This is a genomic window from Pseudomonas gessardii (assembly GCF_001983165.1).
Taxonomy (GTDB): Bacteria; Pseudomonadota; Gammaproteobacteria; order Pseudomonadales; family Pseudomonadaceae; genus Aquipseudomonas; species Aquipseudomonas gessardii.
Genome location: NZ_MNPU01000067.1, coordinates 19251 through 27351 on the forward strand (window position 1 = coordinate 19251; position 8101 = coordinate 27351).

The following is an 8101-nucleotide window of genomic DNA, read 5'->3' on the forward strand; positions in this document are numbered from 1 at the left end:
TTATCTAGCAAACACGCGTTATCGTTGACGTCCTTCGCGAGCAAGCTCGCTCCTACATTTGGATTTGTGTGTGGCTTAGGGCTGCAGGGCGATTTCGATCAGCTCATGCAGCTCTTCAACCTGCATCGGCTCGCTAGCAAACAGAATCCGAAATACCGTTGGCGCCGCCAGCAAGTTGATCAGCCGATCTACGCTGGGCAATGCCTGGCCGCCCCCCTGATAACGCTGCAGAATCACCTGCAACTGCCCGCCCAGAATCGTCACGCAATACCCCGGCGTCTGGCTGCACTGCACGTCGCGCATCATGTTGCGCCCCGGTTCCGAACTCATCTCGTCCAGGTATTGCTCGGCCCAGGCCCGCAGGTCGCCGCGCAGGCTGCCGGTGTTGGCCGGTTCGCTGTCCGGGCGCATGCGCGCTAGGGCGACGTCGGCGAGCAGGGCGGCCAGATCGCCCCAGCGCCGGTAAATCGTCGAAGGTGTCACGCCTGCGCGCGCGGCGATCTGGGGCACGGTCACGCTGGCGCGCTCTTGCTCCTGGAGCAACTGACGCACCGCCGAATGAACCGACTCTTGTACCCGGGCACTGCGGCCCCCCGGGCGGAGGCCTTCTTTTATCGCCATGTCAAAACCTTAACACAAAGAATTTGCTTTAAGCTCGATGCAGTAGCACACTGCGCAAAAGCAAAATATTAGCTTTAGCGGAGCATGCCCATGTCCAGCGTCACTTCTCACCGTTCTAGCCTGGTGTTCCTGGCGATCACTCTGCTGACGTTTCTCGCGGCCTCCAGCGCGCCGACGCCGTTGTATCACCTTTACCAGGAAGGCCTGCATTTTTCCGCCGGTACCCTGACGCTGATCTTTGGGGTGTATGCCTTGAGCCTGTTGGCGGCGTTGCTGACGGTCGGCTCGCTGTCGGATCACCTGGGGCGCAAACCCGTGATCTTTGTCGCGTTGGTCCTGAATATGCTGGCGATGCTGCTGTTTATCCACGCGGACAGTGTCGCCTGGCTGATTGCTGCCCGCACCTTGCAAGGGTTTGCCACGGGCATGGCCACCGCCGTGCTGGGGGCCGCGTTGCTCGATATCGACCGCCAGCAGGGCCCGTTGGTCAACAGTGTCGCGCCGTTGCTGGGCATGGCCTGTGGCGCCATGGGCAGCAGTTTGCTGGTGGAGTTCGCGCCGTTGCCCACTCAGTTGATCTACTGGGCCTTGTTCGGGCTGATGCTGTTGCAGAGCCTGTCTGTGTGGCGGCTGCGGGAGAGTGTCAGCCGCATGTCGGGTGCGCTGGCTTCGCTATGGCCGACTTTGCACGTGCCGCCCCAGGCGCGCAGGGCCTTGTGGCTGTCGTTGCCGGTGGATATCGCCGTGTGGGCGATGGGCGGTTTCTACTTGTCGCTGGCACCGTCGCTGGTGCGGGCGGCGACCGGATCGACCTCCAACCTGATCGGTGGCGGTCTGGTTGCGGTGTTGACCTTGAGCGGTGCGCTGATGATCTTCAGCCTGCGCAATCGCCCGGCAGACAAGGTGCTGCGCCTGGGGGCAAGCCTGTTGGCTGTGGGTGTCGCGTTGATCCTCGCTGCTGTCCACAGCGCCAGCCTGCCGCTGTTTTTCTTCGCCACGCTGATTGCTGGCAGCGGCTTTGGCGCAGGTTTTCTTGGGGCGGTGCGCAGCGTGGTGCCCCTGGCGTTGCCCCATGAGCGGGCCGGGTTGATGTCGGCGTTTTACGTCCTGAGTTACCTGGCGTTTTGCCTGCCGTCTTTGCTGGCAGGCAACCTGACCCGCAGTTTTGGCCTGATCGCGACCACTGACGGCTACGGTGTGGTGTTGATCATATTGGCGCTCGGCGCCTTGATTGGCTTGATGAGGCAGGCACCCGTCAAGGCTGTATATAGGTAAAACAGATAACAGTTAGAGATATTACCCGTTATATAGATATTCGTTCGGCTTCTATCATGGGCTCAACCTCATACGAGGAAGAGGATTTAGCCATGACGTGCCCCAATAGCATCAACAGCAGTTACAAGCCGTTCAGCCACCTGGCCGGCCCCAGGGAAGTGATTCGCCAGTTCACCCCCAACTGGTTCGCCGCCACCATGGGGACCGGCGTGCTGGCATTGGCCCTGGCGCAATTGCCGGTGCAACTGCCGGGTGTCTATGCCATCGCCGAAGGGCTGTGGCTGCTGACGATTTTCCTGTTTGTGTTGTTCAGCGGCTTATATGCGGCGCGCTGGGTGATGTTCTACGACGAGGCACGGCGGATTTTCGGGCACTCCACGGTCTCGATGTTTTTCGGCACCATCCCCATGGGCCTGGCGACCATCATCAATGGCCTGCTGCTGTTTGGCCTGCCGCACTGGGGCGAGGGCGTGGTGCAACTGGCTCAAGCCCTGTGGTGGCTGGACGTGGCCATGGCCTTGGCGTGCGGGGTGTTGATCCCGTTCATGATGTTTACCCGTCAGGAGCACAGCATCGACCAGATGACGGCCGTCTGGCTGCTGCCGGTGGTGGCCGCCGAAGTCGCCGCCGCCAGTGGTGGCTTGTTGGCGCCGCACCTGGCCGATGTCCATTCGCAACTGGTGATGCTGGTGACCAGCTACGTGCTCTGGGCATTTTCCCTGCCCGTGGCCTTCAGCATTCTGACCATCCTGATGCTGCGCATGGCCCTGCATAAACTGCCCCACGCCAATATGGCGGCGTCGAGCTGGCTGGCCCTTGGCCCGATCGGCACCGGCGCCCTGGGCATGTTGCTGCTGGGCCAGGACGCGCCGGCCATCTTCGCCGCCAATGGTTTTGCCGGGATCGGTGAGATTGCCGCAGGCCTGGGGCTGGTTGCCGGCATCACCCTGTGGGGCCTTGGCTTGTGGTGGATGTTGATCGCGGTGCTGATCACCCTGCGTTACCTGCGCGCCGGTATTCCGTTCAACCTGGGCTGGTGGGGCTTTACCTTCCCGTTGGGGGTGTATGCCCTGACCACGCTGAAACTGGGCAGTACCTTGCACCTGGCATTTTTCAGCGTGACCGGCAGCGTGCTGGTCGCCGCCCTGGCCCTGATGTGGCTGGTTGTCAGCAAGCGCACGGTGCAGGGTGCCTATAAAGGTGAGCTGTTTGTTTCACCGTGCATTGCAGGATTGGGGAATAAGTAAGCAGGATTAGGTAAAGTCGTGGCCTGAAAACCAATAAAGCCTTCAGGCCACGCAGGAACACGGACGATGAGTCACCCCTCGCAATTCACCTTGCTGCGCAAACGGCGCTTTTTGCCGTTCTTCATCACCCAGTCCCTGGGGGCGTTCAACGACAATATCTTCAAGCAGTCGTTGATTCTCGCCATTCTCTACAAGCTGGCCATCGAGGGCGACCGCTCGATCTGGGTCAACCTCTGCGCCTTGTTGTTTATCCTGCCGTTCTTCCTGTTCTCGGCCCTGGCCGGGCAGTTTGGCGAGAAATTCAACAAGGATGCGTTGATCCGCGCGATCAAGATCGGCGAGATCGTGATCATGGCCGTCGGCGCCGTGGGCTTCATGACCAACCACCTGGAATTGATGCTACTGGCGCTATTTGCCATGGGTACCCATTCGGCGCTGTTTGGTCCGGTGAAGTACTCGATCATGCCCCAGGCCCTGCGTGAAGAAGAGCTGGTGGGCGGCAACGGCCTGGTGGAAATGGGCACGTTCCTGGCGATCCTCGCCGGGACCATCGGTGCCGGGGTCATGATGTCCTCAACCCACTACGCGCCGGTGGTGTCCACCGCGATTGTCGCCATTGCCGTGCTGGGTTACCTGGCCAGCCGTGGCATCCCTCGCGCGGCGGCATCGAGCCCCGAGATGCGCCTGGACTGGAATATCTTCAGTCAGTCCTGGGCCACCTTGCGCCTGGGCCTGGGGCAAACGCCCGCCGTGTCGCGCTCGATTGTCGGCAACTCGTGGTTCTGGTTTGTCGGGGCGATCTACCTCACGCAAATTCCGGCCTACGCCAAAGAGTGGCTGTATGGCGATGAGACTGTGGTCACCCTGATCCTCACCGTATTCTCGGTCGGTATCGCCCTGGGCTCGATGCTCTGCGAAAAACTCTCCGGGCGTAAGGTGGAAATCGGCCTGGTGCCTTTTGGCTCGTTCGGCCTGACGGTGTTTGGCCTGTTGCTGTGGTGGCACTCTGGCGGCTTCCCGCAGAACGTCCAGGCCAACGATTGGCTGACGGTCTTGAGCTATGGCCAGGCCTGGTGGGTATTGGCCGATATCCTTGGCCTTGGGGTGTTTGGCGGTTTCTACATCGTGCCGCTGTACGCCCTGATCCAGTCGCGCACCGCCGAGAACGAGCGGGCGCGGGTGATTGCCGCCAATAACATCCTCAATGCGCTGTTCATGGTGGTCTCGGCGATTGTCACCATCTTGCTGCTGAGCGTGGCCAAGCTGTCGATCCCCGAGCTGTTCCTGGTGGTGTCGCTGCTTAACATTGCGGTCAATACCTACATCTTCAGGATTGTTCCCGAGTTCACCATGCGCTTCATGATCTGGCTGCTTGGCCACTCCATGTACCGCGTGCAGCATCGCAACCTGGAACATATCCCGGACGAAGGCGCGGCGTTGCTGGTGTGCAACCATGTGTCGTTTGTCGATGCATTGCTGATTGGTGGGGCGGTGCGTCGGCCGATTCGTTTTGTGATGTATTACAAGATCTACCGTTTGCCGGTGCTTAACTTTATCTTCCGCACGGCCGGGACGATTCCGATTGCCGGGCGCCATGAAGACCTGGAGATCTACGAAAAGGCCTTCCAGCGTATCAGCCAATACCTGAAGGACGGTGAGCTGGTGTGTATCTTCCCGGAAGGCAAATTGACCGCCGACGGTGAGATGAACGAGTTCAAGAGTGGGGTGACGCGGATTCTTGAGGAGACGCCGGTGCCGGTGATTCCCATGGCGTTGCAAGGGTTGTGGGGGAGCTTTTTCAGCCGCGATCCGAACAAGGGGATCTTTCACCGGATCTGGTCGCGGGTAACGTTGGTGGCGGGGCCGCCGTTGGCGGTGGAGCAGGCGACGCCAGAAGCCTTGCAGGAACAGGTTGGGGCGTTGCGGGGGAGTGTCAGGTAGGTTTTTTCGGATTTAAGGGCCTCATCGCAGGCAAGCCAGCTCCCACATTTGAATGTATTCCCACATCAAATGTGGGAGCGGGATTGCTCGCGATGACGGTGGTGGCCTAGGCGCTGATCTTGAGACCAATCAACCCGGCAATGATCAACGCCACACTGGCCAACCGGAACAGCGCCATGGACTCGCCAAACAGGATAATCCCGGCGATCACCGTGCCCACTGCACCGACACCGGTCCAGATGGCATAGGCGGTGCCCAGCGGCAACTCCTTCATGGCCAGCCCCAACAGGCCAAGGCTGACGGCCATGGCGGCAATCGTCAGAGCGGTGGGCAGCGGTTTGCTGAAACCGTCGGTGTATTTCAGGCCGACGGCCCAGCCAACTTCAAACAGCCCGGCGAAAAACAGAATGACCCAGGACATAAAGACCTTCCTTTTAGAAGTGGGGCCGTCCCCGGATTGAATGCTCAAACGAGTCGCGGGGTCGTCCCCGCGAAGGTGCGTAGAGTGCCGAAAAGCCCGCGTCCGATCAAGTTTCGGCGAGGGTCTTGCGGTCTTCTTTTTCGCTCATCCGGCGGAAATACGTCGACAACAACGCCCCGGAAATATTGTGCCAGACGCTGAACAGTGCGCTTGGCACCGCCGCCAGTGGCGAGAAGTGCACACTCGCCAGCGCAGCACCCAACCCGGAGTTCTGCATGCCCACTTCCAGCGCCAACGACTTGCGTTGCGCCAGCGGCAGTTTGAACACATGGCCGGTGAAGTAACCGAGCAAGTAGCCGAAGCTGTTGTGCAGCATCACCACCGCCATGATCAGCAGGCCCGATTCGGCGATCTTCGCCTGGCTCGCTGCGACTACGGCTGCGACGATCAGCACGATGCTGACCACCGATACCAGTGGCAATACCTCAACGGCGTGCCGCACACGGGGCCCCAGCAGGCGTTGGGCTGCTACGCCAAGGACGATAGGCAGCACCACCACTTGCAGGATCGACCAGAACAATTCCATGAACGACACCGGCAGCCAGGCCGAGGCCAGCAGCCAGATCAGCGCTGGCGTCAGCAGCGGGGCGAGGAGGGTGGTGATGGAGGAGATAGCTACCGACAGCGCGAGGTCGCCACGGGCCAGCCAGGTCATGACATTGGAGGAGGTGCCGCTTGGGCAGCAACCGACCAGGATCACACCGACGGCGATTTCCGGCGGCAGTTGGAAGACCTGGCACAGCAACCAGGCCACGCTGGGCATGATCACAAACTGTGCGACCACACCCAGTGCCACACGCCACGGGTGGCGAGCGACCTCGGCGAAATCTTCAAGTTTGAGGGTCAGCCCCATGCCGAACATCACCAGGCCCAGCAGCGGCACGATGGCGCCTTTGAGGCCGATAAACCAACTGGGCTGCAGGAACGCAAGCACGGCAAAGATCAACACCCAGTAGGCGAAGGTATTGCCGACGAAGCGGCTCAGGGCGGCGAGTGCACGCATGGGGATGTCCTTATTATTAGAAAAGTAACCAGGGTGGAAACCGGATCAAATGTGGGAGCAAACCAGCTCCCACATTTTGATCTTCACACGGCTTAGATGCCTTGCGGGGTCTCTTCACCGCCGAGTGCTTCCACCAGCGCCGGCAGGAAGTCGCCAAAGGTCAGCATCATCAAGGTAAAGCTGGCATCCAGTTGGCCCAGGGCTTCGTCGCCGCCGTCCTGTTCGGCCTGGTCTTGCAGCAGGTCTTCGAACTTCAGGCGCTTGACCGTCATCTTGTCGTCGAGCATGAAGGACAATTTGTCCTGCCAGGCCAGGGACAGTTGGGTCACGACTTTGCCTGTGCTCAGGTGCAGCTGGATTTCTTCGCCGGTCAGGTCCTGGCGCTTGCAGCGCACGATACCGCCGTCTTCGTGGGTGTCGCGCAGTTCGCATTCGTCGAGGACGAAGAAGTCATCGGCCGGTTTCTGGGTGGTGACCCAGTCGGTCATCACGGCGGTTGGCGCGGTTTTCACGGTCAGTGGGCGTACCGGCAGGGTGCCGATCACTTCACGCAGGGTCGACAGCAGGTCTTCGGCGCGCTTGGGGCTGGCCGAGTTCACCAAGATCAGGCCCTGTTTCGGCGCGATGGCGGCGAAGGTCGACGAGCGACGGATAAAGGCACGTGGCAGGAACGCCTGGATGATTTCATCCTTGATCTGGTCGCGTTCCTTTTTGTAGACCTTGCGCATTTGCTCGGCTTCGATCTCTTCGACCTTTTCCTTCACCGCATCACGCACCACGCTACCCGGCAGGATACGTTCTTCCTTGCGCGCAGCGATCAGCAGGAAGTCACCGCTGACGTGCACCAGGGGCGCGTCTTCACCTTTACCAAAAGGCGCGACGAAACCGTAAGTGGTCAACTCCTGGCTTGCACAAGGGCGCGCCGGTTTGGTGGCCATTGCAGTTTCCAACGCCTCGGCATCAACAGGCAGATCTTGGGTCAGGCGATAGATAAGCAGGTTTTTGAACCACATGGGATGAGTCTCTCCTTTATACAAAGTGGGGCATTATTCTCTTGATAGCGTCTGAGGCCAACCCTGCCTAAGCCATTGGAAGGGCTGAAAAAAAAGATTTAAGAAAGTGCTTGCCAGACTAGGGGTCGCTCCGTAGAATGCGCGCCACACCGAAACGAAGGGTGATTAGCTCAGCTGGGAGAGCATCTGCCTTACAAGCAGAGGGTCGGCGGTTCGATCCCGTCATCACCCACCATTCGCTTCATGTGTTACGCGCAGCGGTAGTTCAGTCGGTTAGAATACCGGCCTGTCACGCCGGGGGTCGCGGGTTCGAGTCCCGTCCGCTGCGCCATATTCGGTAACCTGGAACGCTGAACGCCAGGTGACCACAGAAAGCCCGCTCATTGAGCGGGCTTTTTGTTGGTGCGCCAGGCATGGCGCGTTGCGCGCAAGCGCAACCAGCTTGGCTGTGGTGGCCACGCTGGTGACTGGGAGGTGAAAGTCCTCTACACACCCGGCAAGGGGAAGTGTTAGCCAGAGG

The 8101-nt window shown here is 60.3% G+C and carries 7 protein-coding genes and 2 tRNA genes; 5 read left to right on the plus strand and 4 right to left on the minus strand.

All coding sequences use genetic code 11. The features are described from left to right. Positions 1–75 precede the first annotated feature (75 nt). Entirely contained in the window at positions 76–621 is a 546-nt protein-coding gene (locus BLL38_RS27610) for a TetR/AcrR family transcriptional regulator (protein ID WP_076965104.1), read from the minus strand. A gap of 90 nt (positions 622–711) precedes the next feature. Between BLL38_RS27610 and BLL38_RS27615 the strand changes: the two genes are divergently transcribed. The 3 genes from BLL38_RS27615 to BLL38_RS27625 all read left to right on the plus strand — a co-directional run bounded on the left by BLL38_RS27615 (position 712) and on the right by BLL38_RS27625 (position 5084). Beyond that, positions 712–1896: an MFS transporter gene (locus BLL38_RS27615; RefSeq protein ID WP_076965105.1), complete on the plus strand. Its 1185-nt coding sequence runs from the start codon at positions 712–714 to the stop codon at positions 1894–1896. A gap of 92 nt (positions 1897–1988) precedes the next feature. Then, positions 1989–3143, plus strand: coding sequence for a TDT family transporter (locus tag BLL38_RS27620; protein ID WP_076965106.1), 1155 nt, complete (start codon positions 1989–1991; stop codon positions 3141–3143). A 66-nt stretch (positions 3144–3209) separates the two neighbouring features. After that, positions 3210–5084 carry an MFS transporter gene (locus BLL38_RS27625; protein WP_076965107.1) on the plus strand — a complete coding sequence of 625 codons (1875 nt, stop codon included), beginning with the start codon at positions 3210–3212 and terminating at the stop codon, positions 5082–5084. 106 nt (positions 5085–5190) lie between these two features. Here BLL38_RS27625 and sugE read toward each other — a convergent pair whose 3' ends face one another. The 3 genes from sugE to rdgC form a co-directional block, all read right to left on the minus strand. Then, positions 5191–5505, minus strand: coding sequence for a quaternary ammonium compound efflux SMR transporter SugE (gene sugE / locus BLL38_RS27630; protein ID WP_065943540.1), 315 nt, complete (start codon positions 5503–5505; stop codon positions 5191–5193). A gap of 106 nt (positions 5506–5611) precedes the next feature. Then, complete coding sequence (locus tag BLL38_RS27635) at positions 5612–6568, minus strand: bile acid:sodium symporter family protein (RefSeq protein ID WP_076965108.1); 957 nt, start codon at positions 6566–6568, stop codon at positions 5612–5614. Between the two features lie 92 nt (positions 6569–6660). Continuing rightward, positions 6661–7581 (minus strand): recombination-associated protein RdgC, encoded by a 921-nt coding sequence (gene rdgC / locus BLL38_RS27640; protein WP_032859287.1) that lies wholly within the window; start codon positions 7579–7581, stop codon positions 6661–6663. A 159-nt stretch (positions 7582–7740) separates the two neighbouring features. On the opposite strand from rdgC, the gene BLL38_RS27645 reads away from it, so the two are divergent. Further along, positions 7741–7816, plus strand: a tRNA-Val gene (locus BLL38_RS27645). A gap of 19 nt (positions 7817–7835) precedes the next feature. After that, a tRNA-Asp gene (locus tag BLL38_RS27650) sits at positions 7836–7912 on the plus strand. Positions 7913–8101 lie beyond the last annotated feature (189 nt).